The sequence below is a fragment of the Bacillus sp. LJBS17 genome (genome assembly GCF_019334685.1).
Classification (GTDB): domain Bacteria; phylum Bacillota; class Bacilli; order Bacillales; family Bacillaceae; genus Bacillus; species Bacillus subtilis.
In genome coordinates, this window is the sequence record NZ_CP079759.1 from 3404062 (window position 1) to 3423926 (window position 19865).

The 19865-nt window shown below is 39.2% G+C and carries 21 protein-coding genes; 5 read left to right on the forward strand and 16 right to left on the reverse strand.

Going from position 1 to position 19865, the window contains the following annotated elements:
* Positions 1 to 4 precede the first annotated feature (4 nt).
* Both KXZ66_RS17710 and secG read right to left on the reverse strand, forming a co-directional pair.
* Positions 5 to 745, reverse strand: coding sequence for an alpha/beta hydrolase (locus KXZ66_RS17710; RefSeq protein WP_003242610.1), 741 nt, complete (start codon positions 743 to 745; stop codon positions 5 to 7).
* A gap of 131 nt (positions 746 to 876) precedes the next feature.
* On the reverse strand, positions 877 to 1107 hold the full coding sequence (secG, locus tag KXZ66_RS17715) for a preprotein translocase subunit SecG (protein ID WP_003220028.1): 231 nt from the start codon (positions 1105 to 1107) through the stop codon (positions 877 to 879).
* A 148-nt stretch (positions 1108 to 1255) separates the two neighbouring features.
* On the opposite strand from secG, the gene KXZ66_RS17720 reads away from it, so the two are divergent.
* Complete coding sequence (locus tag KXZ66_RS17720; protein ID WP_015251223.1) at positions 1256 to 2026, forward strand: alpha/beta fold hydrolase; 771 nt, start codon at positions 1256 to 1258, stop codon at positions 2024 to 2026.
* Positions 2027 to 2065: 39 nt separating this feature from the next.
* Here KXZ66_RS17720 and KXZ66_RS17725 read toward each other — a convergent pair whose 3' ends face one another.
* A complete protein-coding gene (locus KXZ66_RS17725; RefSeq protein ID WP_003220031.1) occupies positions 2066 to 2299 on the reverse strand; it encodes a helix-turn-helix domain-containing protein in 234 nt (77 codons plus the stop codon).
* 151 nt (positions 2300 to 2450) lie between these two features.
* On the opposite strand from KXZ66_RS17725, the gene rghR reads away from it, so the two are divergent.
* The 4 genes from rghR to KXZ66_RS17745 all read left to right on the forward strand — a co-directional run bounded on the left by rghR (position 2451) and on the right by KXZ66_RS17745 (position 5552).
* Positions 2451 to 2858 carry a transcriptional repressor RghR gene (gene rghR / locus KXZ66_RS17730; protein ID WP_014665397.1) on the forward strand — a complete coding sequence of 136 codons (408 nt, stop codon included), beginning with the start codon at positions 2451 to 2453 and terminating at the stop codon, positions 2856 to 2858.
* A 28-nt stretch (positions 2859 to 2886) separates the two neighbouring features.
* On the forward strand, positions 2887 to 3306 hold the full coding sequence (locus KXZ66_RS17735; protein WP_014480905.1) for a helix-turn-helix domain-containing protein: 420 nt from the start codon (positions 2887 to 2889) through the stop codon (positions 3304 to 3306).
* A 91-nt stretch (positions 3307 to 3397) separates the two neighbouring features.
* Positions 3398 to 3724, forward strand: coding sequence for a catDE operon transcriptional regulator CatR (gene catR / locus KXZ66_RS17740; protein WP_003242888.1), 327 nt, complete (start codon positions 3398 to 3400; stop codon positions 3722 to 3724).
* A gap of 127 nt (positions 3725 to 3851) precedes the next feature.
* On the forward strand, positions 3852 to 5552 hold the full coding sequence (locus KXZ66_RS17745) for a methyl-accepting chemotaxis protein (protein WP_041850534.1): 1701 nt from the start codon (positions 3852 to 3854) through the stop codon (positions 5550 to 5552).
* 30 nt (positions 5553 to 5582) lie between these two features.
* Here the strand turns inward: KXZ66_RS17745 and KXZ66_RS17750 are convergent, their stop codons facing one another.
* From KXZ66_RS17750 to opuBB, 13 genes are all read right to left on the reverse strand, one after another.
* Positions 5583 to 6965, reverse strand: coding sequence for a HAMP domain-containing histidine kinase (locus tag KXZ66_RS17750; protein WP_041850533.1), 1383 nt, complete (start codon positions 6963 to 6965; stop codon positions 5583 to 5585).
* On the reverse strand, positions 6956 to 7618 hold the full coding sequence (locus tag KXZ66_RS17755) for a response regulator transcription factor (protein WP_032726858.1): 663 nt from the start codon (positions 7616 to 7618) through the stop codon (positions 6956 to 6958). The genes KXZ66_RS17750 and KXZ66_RS17755 overlap by 10 nt, the downstream gene beginning before the upstream one ends.
* 17 nt (positions 7619 to 7635) lie before the next feature.
* A complete protein-coding gene (locus KXZ66_RS17760) occupies positions 7636 to 8400 on the reverse strand; it encodes a lantibiotic immunity ABC transporter MutG family permease subunit (protein ID WP_041850532.1) in 765 nt (254 codons plus the stop codon).
* A gap of 1 nt (position 8401) precedes the next feature.
* Positions 8402 to 9157, reverse strand: coding sequence for a lantibiotic immunity ABC transporter MutE/EpiE family permease subunit (locus tag KXZ66_RS17765; RefSeq protein ID WP_032726860.1), 756 nt, complete (start codon positions 9155 to 9157; stop codon positions 8402 to 8404).
* Complete coding sequence (locus KXZ66_RS17770) at positions 9154 to 9870, reverse strand: lantibiotic protection ABC transporter ATP-binding protein (RefSeq protein ID WP_038829373.1); 717 nt, start codon at positions 9868 to 9870, stop codon at positions 9154 to 9156. The genes KXZ66_RS17765 and KXZ66_RS17770 overlap by 4 nt, the downstream gene beginning before the upstream one ends.
* Positions 9871 to 9883: 13 nt before the next feature.
* Complete coding sequence (locus KXZ66_RS17775; protein ID WP_032727099.1) at positions 9884 to 10375, reverse strand: NisI/SpaI family lantibiotic immunity lipoprotein; 492 nt, start codon at positions 10373 to 10375, stop codon at positions 9884 to 9886.
* Between the two features lie 517 nt (positions 10376 to 10892).
* Positions 10893 to 11063, reverse strand: a complete 171-nt coding sequence (locus KXZ66_RS17780; protein ID WP_032726862.1) for a gallidermin/nisin family lantibiotic — start codon at positions 11061 to 11063, stop codon at positions 10893 to 10895.
* A 73-nt stretch (positions 11064 to 11136) separates the two neighbouring features.
* Positions 11137 to 12462 carry a lanthionine synthetase C family protein gene (locus KXZ66_RS17785; protein WP_043940195.1) on the reverse strand — a complete coding sequence of 442 codons (1326 nt, stop codon included), beginning with the start codon at positions 12460 to 12462 and terminating at the stop codon, positions 11137 to 11139.
* Positions 12435 to 14279 (reverse strand): ABC transporter ATP-binding protein, encoded by a 1845-nt coding sequence (locus KXZ66_RS17790; RefSeq protein ID WP_041850530.1) that lies wholly within the window; start codon positions 14277 to 14279, stop codon positions 12435 to 12437. Before KXZ66_RS17790 ends, KXZ66_RS17785 begins: the two co-directional genes overlap by 28 nt.
* A complete protein-coding gene (locus KXZ66_RS17795) occupies positions 14270 to 17362 on the reverse strand; it encodes a lantibiotic dehydratase (protein ID WP_041850529.1) in 3093 nt (1030 codons plus the stop codon). Before KXZ66_RS17795 ends, KXZ66_RS17790 begins: the two co-directional genes overlap by 10 nt.
* Positions 17363 to 17575: 213 nt before the next feature.
* Entirely contained in the window at positions 17576 to 18253 is a 678-nt protein-coding gene (gene opuBD / locus KXZ66_RS17800; RefSeq protein WP_041850528.1) for a choline ABC transporter permease OpuBD, read from the reverse strand.
* A gap of 16 nt (positions 18254 to 18269) precedes the next feature.
* Positions 18270 to 19190 carry a choline ABC transporter substrate-binding lipoprotein OpuBC gene (gene opuBC, locus KXZ66_RS17805; protein WP_134991803.1) on the reverse strand — a complete coding sequence of 307 codons (921 nt, stop codon included), beginning with the start codon at positions 19188 to 19190 and terminating at the stop codon, positions 18270 to 18272.
* A gap of 11 nt (positions 19191 to 19201) precedes the next feature.
* On the reverse strand, positions 19202 to 19855 hold the full coding sequence (gene opuBB / locus KXZ66_RS17810; RefSeq protein ID WP_041850526.1) for a choline ABC transporter permease OpuBB: 654 nt from the start codon (positions 19853 to 19855) through the stop codon (positions 19202 to 19204).
* Positions 19856 to 19865: the final 10 nt, after the last annotated feature.

The window sequence follows — 19865 nt, forward strand, 5'->3', positions numbered from 1 at the left end:
TTGATTACCAATCGAGCTTCTCTAAAAATTCATACACATCCTGATGGACGAGGTCACGTTCTTTGTCGAGTGTAATGACATGCCCTGATTCCTCGTACCATTTCAGCTGTTTATCATCAGTTTCCACTTCGTTGTAAATAATATTGGCGCTTTCGGTATTAATCATGTGGTCATGACGGGCCTGCACCACAAATGTCGGTGAATAAATCATATCGACATTATTCCGCACATCAGCAATTAAGTCTTGCAGCGCCTTGAGGGTATTCATCGGCGTTTTTTCGAATTCTTTCATTTCCTCTTCAATTTGCTCCGGGCTTTTCCCCTCAAACTTTTTGTAATTGCGAGCGTATGAAAGAACGCCTTGATACATGACCTCTTCACTCTTAATATGCATCGGTGCGCACATTGGGACAATTCCCTTTATGGGTACAGTGTAACCCAATTTCAGCGAAAAAACCCCGCCAAGCGACAGTCCGCAGGCAGCAATGCTCTCATAGCCTTCAGATTTTAAGTATTCATAGCCATCCATTACGTTTTTCCACCAGTCTTCGGGCCCCGTATGTACAAGTTCTTCAGGCGGGACGCCATGTCCTTCATATTGAGGCGCGTGGCACGTATAGCCGCGTTCATTCAAATATCGTCCCAGCATCCTTACATCCGCTGTATTGCCTGTAAAGCCGTGCAGCAAAAGCACCGCTTTGTCTCCGCCTTTAAATGTAAATGGTTTTGGTGTCACAACTTTCATGCTCATGTCTCCCTTTCTATCTGCACGATCATTTTAGTTTTCCACAGTTTAATCAGAAAAAAACGTATTGAATATCATCCAGAAACGTGAAAAAGGCCTGACTTCACATCAGACCTTATACAAACATTGCCCTATAGGATATAAGCAAGCGCAATCGTTAACACGAAAAACAAGACTGCCAGCACTACCGTAATGCGGTGCAAAATTAAATCAAGACCTCTTGCTTTTTGTTTCCCGAAGAGCTGCTCCGCTCCGCCTGAAATCGCACCAGATAATCCGGCGCTTTTACTGGATTGAAGCAAAACGACAATAATAAGTGCAATGCTGACGATAACCAACAAGGTAATCAAAACTGCGTGCATCCCATACACCTCCAGACTCACTGGCTACATTACTTCTATTTTACATGAAAAGGGTTGGCATGTCACGCTGTATCAGACGCCAAAAGGCCGGATAAGACGTTTTATCTTGGTTACCCTATTCATATGAAAAGGTCAAAGGAGAAAAGCGATGCCGCTTATCAGCATAGACAGCAGGAAACATCTTTTTTATGAAGAATATGGACAGGGAATCCCTATCATTTTTATCCACCCGCCGGGCATGGGACGCAAGGTTTTTTATTATCAGCGCCTTCTATCCAAGCATTTCAGGGTGATTTTTCCCGATTTAAGCGGCCACGGTGATAGTGATCACATCGATCAGCCAGCGTCTATTTCCTATTACGCAAACGAGATCGCGCAATTCATGGACGCTTTGCACATTGATAAAGCTGTGTTATTCGGGTATTCTGCCGGAGGCTTAATCGCGCAGCATATCGGCTTTACCCGCCCGGACAAAGTGTCACACCTTATTCTGTCCGGCGCCTACCCAGCTGTTCATAACGTAATCGGCCAGAAGCTGCACAAACTGGGAATGTATCTGCTTGAAAAAAACCCCGGTTTGCTCATGAAAATCCTCGCTGGCAGCCACACAAAAGACAGACAGCTTCGCAGCATATTAACAGACCATATGAAAAAAGCAGACCAGGCCCATTGGCATCAGTATTATCTGGATTCGCTTGGCTACAATTGCATTGAACAACTGCCCCGCCTAGACATGCCAATGCTGTTTATGTATGGCGGCCTGCGGGACTGGACCTTTACAAACGCAGGCTATTACCGAAGATCGTGCAGACATGCCGAATTTTTCAGATTGGAATATCAGGGACATCAATTGCCGACAAAACAATGGAAAACGTGCAATGAGCTGGTGACAGGGTTTGTGCTGACACATCATTCATAGGAATAGAAAACGCTTGGCTTCCTTGCGTTTTTTGTTACTTTATTGACTTTTGTCAATAAAGTCATAGTAAAAAAGATCCTCAAATTTCAAATTAAAATAGTGAAGCATTTTACCGATCACAAGCTGCCCCGGCCGTCTTTCTCCATTCAGCACGCGGCTCAGTGTGGCGGGTGAGACTCCGATTTCCAGCGCAAGCTGATTAAGGGAATAATCGTTATTAACCATATACTGCAAGACATAATCACGTCTAATCTGTATCTTTTCTACTGGCACTTTCCTCACCTTCCATTCCTGAAAAACTTTTTTCTATACTTTTACATTACGGCTTATGTTAACTTTTGTCAATACATTTCCAGTCTACCTATTCCCTTTAGTCAATAAACATACTAAAATATGAGTAACAGTGAGGGACGGGGTGAGATATATGGAAAGCTTTGGCGAACAATTACGGGCATTGCGTGAAGAGAGAAAGTTAACAGTCAACCAGCTGGCGACTTATTCAGGCGTAAGCGCGGCCGGCATCTCCAGAATCGAAAACGGAAAACGGGGCGTTCCCAAACCTGCCACCATCAAAAAACTGGCAGAGGCCTTAAAAATTCCTTATGAGGGGCTTATGTACAAGGCTGGTTACATCGAAGAAGTGCATGAAGCCAAGGCTCCTTATGAAACGAAGTGCAAGCTGCTCGAAAAAGCGGAGGCCTATGACCTGAAAAACCTTGCGCTTCTTGAGAACGAAAAATGGCAATATCTCAATAAAGAAGATTTGCTCATGCTGGATCATTATTTTTCGTTTATTTCAGACGAAGCCAAAAAACGGTCTGCTGATGACTGACTCTATAGAAATGTGAGGGCGATAGACCATGTCACCATTCGGACAGCAATTACGGGAGCTGCGCCGCGCCCGCAAACTGACAGTGAATCAGCTTGCGGTGTACTCAGGCATCAGCTCGGCCACCATTTCAAAAATTGAAAACGGCAAACGCGGGACGCCAAAACCCGCCACGATTAAAAAACTGGCAGCCGTCCTGAAAGTGCCGTACGAAAACCTAATGGCCGCCGCAGGCCATATTCAGGCCTTTCCTGAAGAAATCCGCGAAGCATCTGAAAGCTATCAATCCGTTTATGAAATTTACCAGACGGCTGTCACTCGCGGAGCGGAGCACCTCCCGATTTTCAATAGTCAAAAATGGGAACATCTCTCAAAGCAGGATATTGAAAATCTCAGCAAATACTTCGATTTTTTGTCTTCAGAAGCAAAAAAACGCGCCTCTTCCTCATAATCCCCTGTTTCTCTTTCTGCATTTTATCAATCACGCTTGCATACCCTCCCTCGTTATTTGCGTTATAATAGTGACAGACGAGGTGAAAAGTATGAACCAATCAGAAATGTGTCCTAGATTTGAAAAAGCAGTCGACATCTTAAGTAAACGCTGGGTCGCTTTGATCGTATTTCAGCTCTTGAACGGATCGCAGCGATTTAGCGAAATTGAAGCAGCACTTCCAAATCTAAGCGGCAGAGTTCTGTCAGAACGGCTGAAAGAACTTGAGCTTGAAGGAGTAGTGAAGCGGGATGTCATCCCTGAAACTCCGGTTCGCATCGAATATTCATTGACTGATAAAGGAAAGGCACTGGCCCCCATTCTAGGTGAGATTTCTAAATGGGCGACTGAATGGATTGACCCTTCCTTTCTTGACTAATTGCTAAAACGGTTCTGATCTCAAAGACGAGAAAAGAGCCGTTTTTTATTTTTTTCCAGGTGAAAAAACGATTTCTCAGCCGATATATAGTACATCCACACATTACGTTTTTAAAGGAGACCACTATATGCGACTGACGATTTCCCGCAAATTCAGCCTGGTATTTTTGACACTGATCCTGATCAATTTACTTGTAGGCGGAATAGGCGTTCTTAATATGCAGCATATCATTCAAAAAACAGATGAAATCAACACAAAATGGATTGACGGCATCAAAGGAATCACTTCAATTAATTATGTAACCGAGCACCTGTCTTCTAAAGAAAAGGACTTTCTGATTTATACAGACAAAAGCAAAATGGATACACTTGATCAAGAAATGAATCAAATCATGGAAGACATTAACCAAAAGCTCGATAACTACGAAAAAACGATCTCCACTGATAAAGAGCAGAAACTGTTCGAGCAGCTTCAAACTGAAGTGAATACCTATATGGATATTCATGCGCAAATTATCGAAAGCGGCCGCACGAATGACATGGACAAAGCAAGAGGTTTATTGGTTCAGACTGAGGCCAGCTTTGAGGATATGAAAAAAACAATCACTCAGCTTGTTGACTTAAATCAAGAAGGCAGCAACACAGCGGTAAAAGAAACGAAGGCCGTCTATCATAAAGGGCTCATTTACACTGCTTTGCTTGTGGCAGCATCGATCCTCATCAGCATTTTCATCTGGCTTTATATCACGCGAAACATTGTAAAGCCTATCATTCGCATGAAGGAATCTGCCAATCATATTGCCGAAGGCGATCTGTCGAACGATATGGAGCCGCTCAACTCAAAAGACGAGCTGGGTGATCTGAATGAAGCGCTGCAAAAAATGGTAGGGAATCTGAGAGATATTGTCGGATATTCTAAAGACATATCAAGCCGGGTTCTTTCTTCTTCACAGGTGCTTGCAACCGCAACGAATGAAACAAGTTCCGGCAGCAAACATATTACCGAGACGATGAACGAAATGGCTGAGGGCTCTGAACAGCAGGCCCAAGACGCCGTGACGATTGCCGAATCGATGAATGAGTTCACTGAAAGCATTGATAAAGCCTATAATCACGGCATCACCATCAGCGATACGTCGCAAAACGTTCTCGAACTCGCGGTAAGCGGAAACGAAAATATGGCTACGTCATTACAGCAAATGAAAACCATCCATCATATTGTTGAAGAAGCCGTGCATAAAGTGAGATCACTTGAACAGCATTCTCAGGATATCAACAAGCTCGTTCAGGTCATCAACGGGATTGCCGAGCAGACGAATTTGCTGTCCCTTAACGCCGCGATTGAAGCTGCCCGCGCAGGAGAAAGCGGCAAAGGCTTCGCCGTTGTGGCAGAGGAGGTCAGAAAGCTGGCTGACGGCGTTTCTGATTCCGTGCAGGATATTACCCGGATTGTAGGCGGGACACAGCAGGAGATCCACACTGTCATTACGTACTTGGAAAGCAGCTTTACAGAAGTCGAAAAAGGAACGGAAAACCTGACAGACACCGGACAGGCTATGCAGCATATCAAACAATCCGTCACCCATGTTGCAGACAGCATTAAGGAAGTAACGGATGGCCTGAAGCAGTTAACAAACCAATCGATTACCATCAATCAATCGATTGAAAATATCGCTTCTGTATCCGAAGAGTCGGCCGCCGGCATTGAAGAAACATTTTCAATAACCGAGCAATCCGCCCATTCGATGGATCAAGTGCTTCAAAATACTGAAGAGCTTGAGCAGCTGGCGAAGGAGCTTAATGAGAAGATGGGTCAGTTTACGATTTAAAAATAACCCACGTCCAGATAGGGCGTGGGTTTAATGATTTCTATATAAGGGTATTTTCACTCGCACTTCTCCGCCACCCTCTATAGTGTTTCCAAGAGTAAGTTCTCCATTATGAAGATTCACAGCATTTTTTGCGAAGGTCAACCCCATTCCATAATGACCTTTAGACTGACGGGCCTTGTCATCCATGTAAAAAAGTTCTGTTGCTTTTTTTAGCCCGATTTCCGAAAATCCATTTCCTGTGTCTTTTACAAAAAAATAAAAAGTATCAGAATCGCATTCAGCATGCACCGAGACAGTCCCATCCTCCGGTGTATAATCAACTGCATTTGTTAAAATATTCAATAACGCCCTATGTAACAGTTGCCAGTCTATTTCCGCCTCTTTCTTGAGATTTTCTTTTTTAAATGAAATATTTATTTTTTTATTTCCTTTATAGGCGGATATATCTTTCTGTAGAGTTTCTGTCAGCTTATCTACAAAGGCTTTCTTCAAATGAATAGTTAAGGAATCCTCCGTTCTCGAGAGGTGAATCAGCTGAGAAATATATTGTTCAATTTGATTTCCTGCTCCAAGAATATATTTTGTATACTCAGCTTGTTCTTCGCTTTGAATAGACAAGCTGAGTAATTCAGCATTTCCCTTAATAATGGTAATCGGGATCTTGATATCATGTGCCAAAGCACCAATTTGCTCTTTCTTATTTTTTTCTAATCGCCACTGAGCTTCGAGTGATGACCGAAGAGCATCTCTCATTTCAATTAAGGAATCAATTACATCATCAAATTCCTTAATATGTGTAAATTCGGGAGTAAACTGCAAATTTTGCTCTTTTATATATCGAGTAATTACGTTCAGTGTCTCAAAATGTTTTCTTAATCTATTAGCAAAGTAAGTTGTTATAATAGAAATGACTACAATGAGTAAGACTATCAAAATACAAATACTCGTTAATTCATAATTAGGAAGGTATTTTCTTAATAAAGGTGAGCTAAAATCTGCACGTAATGAATATTGCAAAATACAATACTCTTCATTTCTATCTATAACCAAATATCCTTTTTGTTTATAATTGACATACGGTTTTTTTTCAATCTTCTTTTTAACCAGTTGCAGATCTTTTTCTTTAATGGTTCCGGCTGTTTTTTGTTTTGTTTCTTTATCAAGGATGGCATATGACATTGTATCTGGAATCATATCAGCAGTGACTTTAGCTGTATTTTCCAGCTTTGGCGCAAGTTTTTCTGCTTCTCGTTCATTATAATTCGCGGGATGTGAGAAACCCGTATTCATTGCGATTGTATTTATAAATAAATATAGCAGAGCCAGTACAACTAAACTTATACATAACGTGACCATATACTTTATCAGTTCTCTAAGAAGTGTTTTCTGGCCCTTAAAACCTATTCCCATTTGTACCCAACACCCCATACCGTTTTGATAGGGTCTGTATTATGCTCTTTACATTTTTTTCGAATCGTTCTGATAAATTCAGTAATTGTTGAATACAAAGCATTCCCCTCTAATCCATATATCTCCTCGTAAATTTGTTCTCTTGAAAAAGTTCTCCCTTTATGTTGAGCTAAAAATTCACAGATTTTATATTCATTTTTTGTTAGGTTAAGTTTGTGGTTATTGATAAATACTTCTTTACTATCAAAATGAAATAAAAAACCCGAGATGACTCTTTTCGATTGATGTTTATCTCTCCGTTCCCTTCTTAAGTGAGCATTAACTCTAGCACTAAGCTCTCTAACACCAAATGGCTTTGTAATATAATCATCTCCGCCGGTAATAAGACCTTTTACTATCGCTTCCTCTTCTGTTTTAGCCGTGAGGAATAAAATTGGACAATCAACCAAAGGACGTATCTGTTTACATAGCTCAAAACCATCAATATCTGGCATCATAACATCCAGCAAAATTAAATCATATCCTTGAAATACGTCAGGCGGCTGTCCTTTAACACGATCTAAAATGTCAACTTGATGCTGGTCACGGCGCAAAATATTTTGTATCAGTACAAGAATATCTTTTTCATCATCGACAGCAAGGATTTTGGCCATTTCCTGTCCCCCTCATACTATTCAAACGTTTTTCTGCCTTCCCATTTACTAAACCATATTAGACTGGCAATGATTATACATATTATACCAAAAATCATAACCAATACCCCTGAATTTATTTCATGCATTAATAAAGGATTATCCCCTTTTTCTTTAAAGTGGAGTACCCCATTTAAACCTGACAATCTAATACCCCAAGCCCAAGGGTTATATTTCCATATAGCATCTCCTAATCCAGTATTCATTAGAGCGGTCATAAGCAGGCCAGCTCCGCCTATCAGGACAGAAGCACCCATTCCAAACATACAGCTGATAAAAAAGTAAATACAATATAGGGCTACACTACCCGCAACTAGCCAGGCACCACCTGTTATAAAAATATCGTAAGACAAATCCGGCACATGTAAAATAAATTTTAATCCTATTATATAAATGAAAAGCGCTATACCAATAGAGCAAAGTTCCATGAAAAGCAGCATTAACATTTTGCTGGCATAAGCAATGACTTTTGGAGACGTACTCCCTAGTAACACTTGAAATTTCCCTGCCTGTTCTTCTAAGGATGCAGTCATTCCGCATAACACCCCTATAAGCAGCGGCAATGCAACTGCAATAGCTTCCATAAAAGACTTATACAAGTGAAATTGACTCTGATCTCTCTCATAAAAATACAGAATCAATACAGTTGAAAAAGCTATAGGAATAATTAAATGGAGCCACATAAAGGAGGTGTGTTTGCTTTTCTGGAAATCAGCTTTTAAACACCTCAAAAGTAATCTCACCTTATATCGCCCCCTGCTTTTTTGTTCTGTAATCGATTGAAGGGGCAAACGAACGGCTAGTCAAAAACGCTATTATTAAAAATAATAGAATAGAAATCAATATAGCAGGAGGGACGACCATCCAACTCAACAAAGGATCATTTTTTTCAAGCAACAGACCGTTAGGATGAATACCTATTGTGGGACACATCATTCGAATTGGCCAGCTCCAAGGAATAAACCACCAAAAGGAACGAGATGCCGGCATTATACCTAGAACAAGGGTTCCTATAAGATTTAACATTACCGCTATTGTAAGCCCCCACTTTTTTGCCACAAATAAACAAAGTGGAATTTGCCAAAGGCTTGTTACCCAAAGCAATAAACTTGCGGCAATTGTAGAAAGCGTAACAATAGCAAAATCAGCTATAACAAACCCCATTAGTAACATAAACACTAAAAATACAATTTGAGATAATAGCGAATAAATCATAATAATTACAATCTTAGAGTACCATAATCTTCCTAAATCAATAGGCAATGAATACGTACCATTATAATTAGAGGCCTTTTTTTCTTTTTGATGAGATAAAGAACAAAATAAAGCTATCATCACCGGCATAAATATAATAGACCACCAGTTAAAAGTACCGGGAACAAAAAATTGAATGTTCATCAAAAAAGAAAAACCTATATTAAGCAGCGGCACTAAGATAATCATTTTTCTAGAAAAGGTCCTTTTAAACTTCAGGTTTTCGGCCTTCATATAATTCATCATCTTTTTACACCCTCTTTTTCACGGCTTGCCTTTACAACTTCCATAAACAAATGCTCTAAATCATCAGTCTTGTTTATTTCCCCCTGGTACCCAAGATGACCGCCGATGATAATCCCAATATGATCTGCTATTTGCTCGACTTCTGAAAGTATATGACTAGATAAAATCACGGTTATTCCTTCCTGAGGAAAAGAGCGAATAAGATCTCTGAGCTCCTGAATGCCGATTGGATCTAGCCCATTCGTAGGCTCATCAAGAATTAATAATTTAGGGTGATTTAATAAAGCAATAGCAATTCCCAGCCGCTGCCTCATCCCCATCGAAAACTGCCCTGCTCTTTTCTTTCCAGCATGCTGCATATCTACTGTCTTTAGCACGCTGTTTATGCGATCCTCAGATAGGCCCAGCAACGTTGCATGTACTTTTACATTTTCAAATGCTGTTAAATTATCGTAAAGGGGTGGAGCTTCTATTAAAGATCCGATATTTTGCAAATCAGAACGTTTCCATTTATGTCCGTCGAAGAAAACCTCACCAGAAGTTTTCCGTAAAATTCCTGTTAAAATTTTAAGTGTCGTCGATTTTCCAGCTCCATTTGGTCCAAGCAGACCGTAAATGCTGTTTTTTTGAACAGTTAATGAAACATCTGAAACAGCTGTTTCTTTGCCAAACTTTTTTGTAAGACTTTTGGTTTCTAATAGGACTGTACTCATGTCACACTCTCCCTTATCCCTTTTCATTCTTAATCAAAACCGCTCGATAATACTCGCGATTAAACTCCACAATGATTTCATCTTTGGCATCAGTATCCTCGTTCGCACTGTAAACCTTCCCATAGCGTAGAGGTTTTTTCTCTCTGGTTTCATCCGGATCATTAGAGATATACGGTTCTTTCAGTTCTTCTTCAGACCATCTCTTTCCCTCACTATCTACAAAGAAGGTTTGACCTATTGCCCCTATTACTTTTCCTTTTTTGTCTTCATCAACTTTATCTTTCATCTGATAAAGTTTTTCGTTATAGACCACTTGATCGAGCTTTCCCTTATCAATCAAGCTCTCCATTGTTTCAGATGTTTCGTTGTTATCCTCAGTAAAATGCACTGTTTTTTTTGTTTCTTCAACAGTTTTATCTTTAAACTTCGTTAATGCTTGACAAGCAGATAACATAAATAAAACAATAAAACAGCCTGAAATGTTTACACATCTTTTCAAAAACACGTACATCACCTCAATCTTATGAATTTTCCCCAATAGATGTTAAAGATAAAATGAATTCTTCCTCTGCGCGGTATCTATGTGGGATGTTGATCATTCTAGAATACTTTTATCAAAATTTAATCAAAATACTTTTTCTAACTGGAAACTTAAAGCATTTGGGCTTCTGGCAACACAATCAACTTGTCTAAATAAAAAAGCGTGATCAGGTCACACTGTTTACTCCAGATAGATCTATCTCATATTGATCTATCCATTAAAATATGAATTTCTGAGGAATTTCCTTAAATTGTCTGTACATGATAAAAAGACTGACTTGGGTATGTATTAGAGTGTTGTTTAAATCGACTTATCCATCATCCCCCTTGTTACTTTTTTCCACATGAAAAACGGGTGTGAAATTTAAACTCATTCACACCCGTTACTTTTTACATCATTTTTAGGCCCTAACTCTATGAAAATAGTATGTATAACGCTCAGGAATGCAAGGAGTCAGAGCAAAGTGATTCAATGGTTTTACTTATTTAGAGATTTTGCAGTTACAAGTTATTGTTTGAAGGAAGCAAGTTTGCAATACACCAGTTACACACCCAGGTGTACAAAGTGATTCACTTTTCCATTGAGGAGTGATTTTAGAGTCTTGTTTAGAGACTTTTACTACATCCAAATCGAAATCATCGAACTTTGACATATTGGTCACCTCCTTTCAATACCTATATAGTAACAGAAGAATATCAAGATTTTATCATTTTTTCCTTTTTTTATTAAATAAGTAATGCTTTTGTCCAATCTGTTTTTGAGCCTAATTCCATGTTTAATAGCCCTAATCCTACACCTACAGCTCCATCCAATAGACCGACGTACTGCAAAGGTACTGCTTCATTCCCTTCAATTGATTCATAATTGTGGAACCCAAAGATATAATCCTTGTCATAGTAGCTCATAATTTTTTGTTTGATCTTTTGAAGCTCTTCGTTAAAAAATTCTTGTCCAGTGAGTTGATTCACTGCAAGCAAAATCTGGCTTATTCCACTATAGCCATGGCATATCGTAGGAGAAAAAATCCCCTGTATATCAGATGCTGTGCACCTTAAATTCTGTACACCTATATTTAAAAATCTAGTATTTTGAAGTGCTTTTCCCGCTTTAACAATCGCAAGACATACTCCAGGTCTCCCATAGCACCAAGCATCTCTACTAAAATTTAGAGCGTTAGGTGGAGATCCGTATTGATACTCCTCAAAGCTTATATTTCCTTTCCAAAACAAGTTGCCTTGATCTTTTTCAGAAAATCCCAGTAAGAAATCTACCATTTTTTCAATTGCACGTACTTGACCCTTTACTTTAATTCCCTGCATGAGTGCTGAAGATAGAATGCAAATAGGACCAGGTATCCCATGTGCTAATCCCATATTAAAGTTTCCATTTGGATAAGCTTTTTTTTCGATATCTGTAAACTGATGTTCAGATGGAATATGCCATCCAGGAACTTTTTCTCCATTCATGGTAATGTCTTCAGTTAATCTAACCAGATACTTTAAAATATCAATTAACAAATCCTTCATTGCCTTATCTTCTTGAAATAGCAGAAGATAACTTGCAATTCCACTGACACCTTCTATTACATCGTAGTCACTCATATACACTTCCCGCTGAGAAAATTCAGTTAACAATTGAGGTACTACTTCAGCCAAATATTCGTTAATACGGGAAATGAAACCTTTGTAATAGGTGAAATGTTGCGATAAACAGACAGCTGCAAGTCCAATGCCAGCTGCTCCGGAAAACATAGATGGAGTATGCAGCCCTTTTTCTTTTATTTCATTTACTAAAATCGATAAATATTTGTGTCCTAAATCGTCCCATCCTTCCTCAGGAAAATGAGCGTGCAATTCGCCATACAGCATACATATGCCTGGTATACCATGACTCAATGCGGTCGGCTTCCAAGGTATAAGAGGAACTTCCCCAATACTGAGGAAGTTATCTTTTTTATTCACTATTTCAAGTACTTTATCGTAATTAGAAACTTGTCGAGCGATTTCCTTCACCAGTTCAACTTCTATCCCTGATACAGCGCCTCTTCCCATTTAGTACCGTCCTCCTCTAGCGGATTCATATAGTTCTCGGATTCATCCATCTTTTTATACAGTGGACATGTTTTTAATAACTCTTCATGTGTTCCTATTCCTACTATTTCCCCTTTATCCATAACAATGATCCGATCTGCAAGTTTAGCAGCAACCAATCGATGGGAAATAAATATTCCTATTTTATCTTTTGACAAACTGAAAAAAGTATCGAAGGTTTCTTTTTCTGCAATTGGATCCAGCGCAGAACTTGGCTCATCCAAAATATACAAAGAAGCTTCCCTAAAATAAGCCCTAGCCAAAGCAATCTTTTGCCATTGTCCGCCGGATAATTGCCTTCCTTCATCAAACCATAATCCAAGCTGTGTATCGAATTGATAGGATGAATGACCTTTTAAAAAATCAGCTTTTACAATATCGAGGACCTCATGCATTTTATTTGTCTGATGTAGTTTATCAATTTGTCCAAATCCTATATTTTCCTTTAAGGTCATTTCATATTTCATGAAGTCTTGAAAGAGTGCCGCAATTTGTTCCATATAACTGTCCATATCCAATTCTTTAATATTTACTCCATTAACCAAAATGTCACCTTGCTGAACTTCATATAATCCGGTAAGGAGCTTAATGAATGTACTTTTCCCTGACCCGTTTGGCCCAACAATGGCTATTCGTTCTCCTTTATTCAATGAAACATTAATATGATTCAGTGTCTGTTCTCCTTGATTAGGATAGATAAAGCTGACATTCTGAAAGATAACAGAATGAATAGGCTCAACAATTTGCTTCTTATGACCTTGATTTTTCTCTTCTCTTAATTCCAGAAATTCATACAATTGATTCATATAGAGATTGCTGTTATAGATGGAATAAATGCTAGTCATGATAGACTGTGAGTGACTTTGCACCAGCGAAACAGATCTGATATAACTCATCACATTACCGACCATTATTTTTCCCGCAAAAGCAGACATAATAGCAATAAATATAATGACAGCTCCAACTAATTGCACTGCAATCTCATATATTAGGTTCAAATAAGTTTTCTTTCTCAATATTTTTGTATCTTGATCAATAAAGGATTTTTTAATATCCCAGTATTTGTTTAATAAATAATCTTTAAGGTTATACAATTTTAATTCTTTAAAAGAAAAATCGTGTGTGAGTATATAACTGATATACCACGATTTCCTTTCCTGTCCTGCTCGTTTCCAATGTATAAAAAATTCTTGCTGTCCAATCTTCAAAAAATAGAATAGAGAAATCACTGGAATAACCAACAAGAGCAGCGAAACTTTAGGGTTCCATGACATCAAAAATGCAATTGATGAGAGCAGAGTCACAAATGATGTGGTCATTGTAATGATGGCTTGAATGATTTGGTAAGGTTTATAGCTGATTTCCTTAGTTACCCTTTCTAATTTGTCGTATATTTCAGGATTTTCGAAATCCTTCAATGCTAGATTACTGCTCTTTTTCATGACTTTATAGTTCAGTTTATAACCAATATTTAATTGGAATTTGCCATTATAATATTCAGAAACCTGAGAGATCAGCTCCGAACAAAATGATACGCCAAGATATGTTAAGAAAATGGAGATAACAACTGAAACATCTTTGCGTATAGTCACAAGGGAATTAATCAATTCTTGGGAAATATAGAGTGAAACAATTGGCAGAATACCGGTAATAATACTGAATAAAATTAACTTTAAAAACAGTGATCTTTCTAAGGTGAAAATTAATTTGATAGTCTTAGGCATTTGTTTCATGATAAACAGCAGCTCTTTTAGCTTTAGTTGTTCCTTTACTTCCATGCTAAACTACCATTCTTCTTTTGATATCTCTGGGCATATAAAGAGTGTCTGCAAAGTGTAAGTATTTTAGTTTCCATTTCTCTATCAGTGCCGAATAAACGATTGCAATGTAGGTGAATTACACTACCTATGCGTGAATATACTGCTTCTTTGTTATCAAATGCCTTGTTTATTAAGCATGCATAATTAGCTGCAGCTATTTTTCTAGTTTTCAATATTTCATATAATATTCTGCCATCACTTGTTTTTCTGAGATTATCCCATTCTCTATCAGAGTTGCATATTTCAATATACATTTCTCTATCCTTCTTAAATTCAGTACGATACTCATTCTGCAGGCAATTTTTTTCTAAAAACGTTAACTGCTCTTCGAACGTAAGCTCGAACTGTTCTAAAAACTGTATGACAGAAACCATACCTGCGATTTCCTTGCTTATCGCAATATCCTTCATGCGATGCATTCTGATCATCGTTTCAACAACTTTGCTATCTTCACAGAAAACCTGTTCTGCAGCATCCATTAGGTCTAGCCCGCCATATCGTTCTATTTCCCGCTCATATTGGGTGATAACAAACTCAGTAACCAGTCCTTTTTCTCTTAAGCTTTTCAGCCAATTCAATAATTGTGGAAATAAACTGTACAGCACCTCTGCTTTTCCATTCAATCTAAGTCTTATATGAGGCTTCGGATCTCGATACCTCATAAAGAAATGTCTGACTGGATATTGATCAGAAATCTGGTTATAAATATCCGCTATTTCAAAAGCAATTAGCTCTTCTTCTCTAGTTTGTTTACAATAAAGTTTAATAAACAGCCAATCTTCAAATGGCATTTTAATTCTTTCGGATCCATTTTCCTCTACTGAGTTAAGGACCGGTAATTTCAATGGTTTTTCTGGTTTTTTCCTGATCAGCGGAACAACGATTTCCCCCGAATAGACATTTTGGTTTCTATCCTTTAAAGCATTTGCATCAAGCTCAGCAGCCACAAGTTGTAACGGATGGTTATGATTCGTTTTTTTAAGTTCCCAGAAAAAAACATCTAAAGTACGATCATCTTCTATATCAATTAATAATCGATTGTCTGCGTTAACGATATAAAATCTTTGCGGAAGATCATAAGTACGATGAAATTCAAAAAATGCAGATTTCACCTCGTCTATCGATGAATTCGAATGAATGCTTAAATCACTTTTGTGTATCAGCCATTGTTCACATGATAAGATTATTTCTTTATATTTGATTTCAGGAATATACTTAAAATCACTATAGATGCCCATCCACGGGAAATCATTCCATTTTCTTTTGCCGTCTCTTGAAATTTCCAATAAAAATCGTATGGCATTTGGCATTAATAAAGGATTAAACATATGATTTGATTCAAAAGACAGAATTTCGCCAGTACATTTATGTCTGGCATAAAAGATATGGTTTTTATCGATTCCAATTAGAACATCTTCAGCTTTAATAGAATCATTGTGATGCAAGACACTGTTTGTAAAAAGGTTCATTTCTTTTTCCCGATAACTTACATTTCTTGTTACATTTCCAGACCTGACCTGATTAGGCACAATACTCAGCTCACAAATTTTCTTATTTTTGCCCGTTAACTCTTTTTCCTTATTATGTATATTTTTTATAACGGCATTGATTGAATCAGATAAGTGAGTGAACCTTCCAAATGTTTTCCCTGCACGTGTAGATCCGACATTTGGTCCTAAATAAAGCATGACTGTGCCATTGCGCAATTTAACAAAGAAATTGAGTTCAAATGATACTGGAATTTCTTCATCTGCAATTTCGTAATTGCAGATTCTATGGAATGTTTCGTCGTGTAATTGAATGGGAGCTTTCTTTCTAACTGATTCAAAGTATTTTTTCATAAAAAATTGTTTCATTTCAGGTGAAAATTGATCCTCAAATGATATTTCTTCGAAGAATTCATTAACAGGATTCGTGTAAGTAGCAGGGGCACCAATGCCAGCGTTGGAACAAAGCATTTCTAAAAGAGGAACTTCTCTTTCATACCCATAACGCTCCAAAAACACATTTTTGTACTTTTCTAAGTGGTCTAGTCTTTCTGCGGAGGGAGCAGCCATATAAGTAAACATACTAGCCAATTCACTTATCGCAAGAGATGTTTCATTATCTAGTTGAATGGAGGAGTCACCTAAACCCGTGTCCACTTGCAGAGGAGATGAAGTCTTTACGAGTTCGTTCATTGTTTCAATCAGATTTAAATACTGGTCCTCTCCCTCTCCGATAGTGATCCGGTTATATGCATCTATCTGATATTGTATTTTCCTGCAAGCCTGAAGAAGCTCACTTGGAATTCGGCTGCTTTCCGCTTGAGTAATTAAATACTGAAATTGATCTGAAACAGTCATTGGCGGCCGTAAATTTGATATCAGGAACTCTTTGTCAATAAGATCTTCTACGTACTGATTAATTTTGCTTATTGGGGTATTTTCATAGTTCTCTGTCAAACTACGAATAATATCATGATAAGCAACACATTCACCACAAAGTTCATTTATTAGATGGAAAACCGATGTTGCACGAACACTAACCTCTTCAGATTTTCCATCTGTGCTATACAACAAGTAAGCCCGATCACCTTTGATGTAACAAGCGGGGTTTAATGTAAACGAAAGCCGGTCGATGTATTCGTTTTCTAGTTTTCTCATCAATTGATAGAGCCACTCAAAATCAACACGTGCTTTTTTGTAAAATGAATGCTGATTAAAAGATAATTGATTTTTATCGGAAAATGCCCCTATACCCACTGAAGAAAAAAGGCCAAAAGGCGTTGTTCTAGTTGCTCTTCTTGTTGCATACTTCAAAATAGCTTGCTGGAAGTTCCGCTTTTTTTTTCCTTTTAATTTATCGGGCGTTTGAAGGAAAATATTCATTGTGTCATATAGTGTCCTGCTAGATACCAGTATTTGTTCACGAAATAATGAATCATTACAAAGGTCATGCAATAACTGATCTGTATCCTCAGAGTTCTCATTTTTCAAGGCCTGATGTACCAAAGGAACCCGAATCATATAATAATCTGTAGGTGTATATAAGGATTTCATCTTAGTCTTCAACCTCCCATATTTATCCACTTCGATAACAACAACAATTCAACATCCCTTCGTAAAGTCCTCCATTTTATTCATTCCATTCTAAAATTTTCATAATATTCTATTTAAACTATACATTTGAAAAATCAAAAAAAAATCAAGATTCACCCAATAAATCCCATAAAAAAAGGACTCTTTTCCCTTTTAGAAAAGAATCCTTTTTGCTTAACTCGATACACGAATTAACTTTTTTCTGTTTTTTTGTTTAACTGGGTTCAACAATCTTTCAATCCAGGCCATGAGCAAATCCGCCCCTACCGCCATCACCGCAGTTGGTATCGCTCCGGCTAGAATAATCGCAGTTCCGTTTGTCGCGTTTGAGCCGCGGACGATCATGTCCCCAAGGCCTCCGGCACCGACAAATGTGCCGATCGCAGTAATTCCAATGGCAATGACGAGAGCTGTGCGAAGGCCCGCCATAATGACAGAAAGTGCGAGCGGGAGCTCAACCATTCTGAGCACTTGGAATTTCGTCATGCCCATTGCTTTTCCCGATTCTAAGTAGGCATGCTCAATACTGATAATGCCTGTGTACGTGTTTCGAATAATCGGCAGCAGGGAATACAGAAATAATGATAGAATCACGGTATTTGCGCCGAGCCCCATAACAAGCATTAAGACGGCCAGCATAGCGAGCGCCGGGATTGTTTGAATAACGTTTGTTACTGCAAACACCCAGGCTGACAAACGGCGAAAATGCGCGATGAGGATTCCGGCCGGAACCCCGACGACAGCGGCAAATAAAACGCCGTAAGCCGACATGAGAAAGTGGCGGCCGAATTCATCCATGACGTAACTGCCATTCTGCGCGTAATACGTCATTAACTGTTCAAGCACGTTCATTGACCTCTTCCCCCTTTCACGATTCGAAGTAGTGATGTTTTTCTAAATATTCCTTGGCAACGACAGACGGTTCTTTGAGATTGCCGTCGACTTCATAGTTAAGCTCCTGCATCGTGGCTGTGTCGATTTTTCCGAGCATTTTCTTGATGATGCCTTCAAGCTCAGGATGTTCTTTGAGCACCTTTTCCGGAACAACCGGAGAACAGTCGTACGGCGGGAAAAATTGTTTATCATCCTTTAGCATTTTGAGACCATAGGACTTGATTCTTCCATCGGTTGAATACGCAAGCACAATGTCCATTTTTCCGCTTTTCACCGCGTCGTACACAAGGCCGATCTGCATCGGATACGTGCCGCCGAATGTCATGCCGTAGGTTTTCGTAAAATCCTGATAGCCGTTTCCTTTGAGCTTCATCCAATAGTTATCAACGCCCAGCTTTAATTGCGGCGCCCATTTTTTAACGTCTGATACGGTCTCTAAATGGTATTGGTCGGCCAGCTCCTTGCTGACTGTAAAGGCATATGTATTATCAAACCCGTAGGAGTCATACCACTTTAAATCATATCTTTTTTTAAACTCCCGCTGAGTAAGCGCCAGCGCTTTGTCCGGATCTTTTTCAGGTTCCATTCTCAGCGTGCCTGTCAGCGCGTCTCCCGTATATCTTGTGGCGGCAATGTCGATTTCCCCGTTCATTAAAGCCTGCTGCTGCACCGCGTTGGAGCCAAGATTTTTAATCGTTGCTGTTTTGAGATCTGTATGGTGTTCGATCAACTGGCCAAGCATGCTGGCGATGATTTCTGATTCGCTCATGCTTTGCGCGCCGATTTTAATGGTCTGGTCTGCAGCAGCGCTGAGACCAGGAAGCGAACATCCGCTCAGCGTCAGCGTTGCCACAAGTGCTAAACCTATCATTAATTTGAGATATTTTCTTTTCATGAGCCGCCTCCTTATGACAATTCCTTCAATCTCTGCATGCCGGCAGGTGTCAGTTTTCGTTCAGCAACTGCCAGCACATAATCAATCACAATTGCCAATATCGTGACAGGTACCGCGCCCCCGATGATATATTCCGGCTGATATAAATTCAGTCCGATAAAAATGTAATCACCCAATCCGCCGCCTCCGATAAAGGAAGCAAGCGTGGCCCAGCCGATTAAGTAAATCGTCGATGTTCTGATTCCCGCCATGATCACTGGCGCGGCAAGCGGCAGCTCCACCAAGCGGACTTGTTCAGCCGGCGTCATTCCGATGCCTTTGCCAGACTCGAGCAGATTTTTGTTGACGCCGCGAATGCCGGTATACGTGTTGCGAAGAATCGGCAATACGGAATAGAAAAACAAAGCCACAATGGCCGGAACCTTTCCTACACCAAGGAGCGGGATAAAAAAAGCGAGGATGGCCAGACTCGGCAGCGTCTGAATGATATTGGCAATGCCGATAATGGTGCCGGCTCCTTTTTTCATTCTGGTAAGCACAACCCCGAGGGGGACGGCAACCAGCACGCCTAAGATCACAGCAATGAGCGATATCGTAATATGCTCGTATGTTTTATAAAGAAGCTCGTCCCCATTGGTTTGCAAAAATTGAACAATATGATGCATGACTTATCGC

Bases quoted from the DNA above. Each gene is read 5' to 3' on its own strand.
- KXZ66_RS17710 (WP_003242610.1), bottom strand. From the start codon at position 745: ATGAAAGTTGTGACACCAAAACCATTTACATTTAAAGGCGGAGACAAA.
- secG (WP_003220028.1), bottom strand. From the start codon at position 1,107: ATGCACGCAGTTTTGATTACCTTGTTGGTTATCGTCAGCATTGCACTT.
- KXZ66_RS17720 (WP_015251223.1), top strand. From the start codon at position 1,256: ATGCCGCTTATCAGCATAGACAGCAGGAAACATCTTTTTTATGAAGAA.
- rghR (WP_014665397.1), top strand. From the start codon at position 2,451: ATGGAAAGCTTTGGCGAACAATTACGGGCATTGCGTGAAGAGAGAAAG.
- KXZ66_RS17735 (WP_014480905.1), top strand. From the start codon at position 2,887: ATGTCACCATTCGGACAGCAATTACGGGAGCTGCGCCGCGCCCGCAAA.
- catR (WP_003242888.1), top strand. From the start codon at position 3,398: ATGAACCAATCAGAAATGTGTCCTAGATTTGAAAAAGCAGTCGACATC.
- KXZ66_RS17745 (WP_041850534.1), top strand. From the start codon at position 3,852: ATGCGACTGACGATTTCCCGCAAATTCAGCCTGGTATTTTTGACACTG.
- KXZ66_RS17750 (WP_041850533.1), bottom strand. From the start codon at position 6,965: ATGGGAATAGGTTTTAAGGGCCAGAAAACACTTCTTAGAGAACTGATA.
- KXZ66_RS17755 (WP_032726858.1), bottom strand. From the start codon at position 7,618: ATGGCCAAAATCCTTGCTGTCGATGATGAAAAAGATATTCTTGTACTG.
- KXZ66_RS17765 (WP_032726860.1), bottom strand. From the start codon at position 9,157: ATGATGAATTATATGAAGGCCGAAAACCTGAAGTTTAAAAGGACCTTT.
- KXZ66_RS17770 (WP_038829373.1), bottom strand. From the start codon at position 9,870: ATGAGTACAGTCCTATTAGAAACCAAAAGTCTTACAAAAAAGTTTGGC.
- KXZ66_RS17780 (WP_032726862.1), bottom strand. From the start codon at position 11,063: ATGTCAAAGTTCGATGATTTCGATTTGGATGTAGTAAAAGTCTCTAAA.
- KXZ66_RS17785 (WP_043940195.1), bottom strand. From the start codon at position 12,462: ATGGGAAGAGGCGCTGTATCAGGGATAGAAGTTGAACTGGTGAAGGAA.
- KXZ66_RS17790 (WP_041850530.1), bottom strand. From the start codon at position 14,279: ATGGAAGTAAAGGAACAACTAAAGCTAAAAGAGCTGCTGTTTATCATG.
- KXZ66_RS17795 (WP_041850529.1), bottom strand. From the start codon at position 17,362: ATGAAATCCTTATATACACCTACAGATTATTATATGATTCGGGTTCCT.
- opuBD (WP_041850528.1), bottom strand. From the start codon at position 18,253: ATGAACGTGCTTGAACAGTTAATGACGTATTACGCGCAGAATGGCAGT.
- opuBC (WP_134991803.1), bottom strand. From the start codon at position 19,190: ATGAAAAGAAAATATCTCAAATTAATGATAGGTTTAGCACTTGTGGCA.
- opuBB (WP_041850526.1), bottom strand. From the start codon at position 19,855: ATGCATCATATTGTTCAATTTTTGCAAACCAATGGGGACGAGCTTCTT.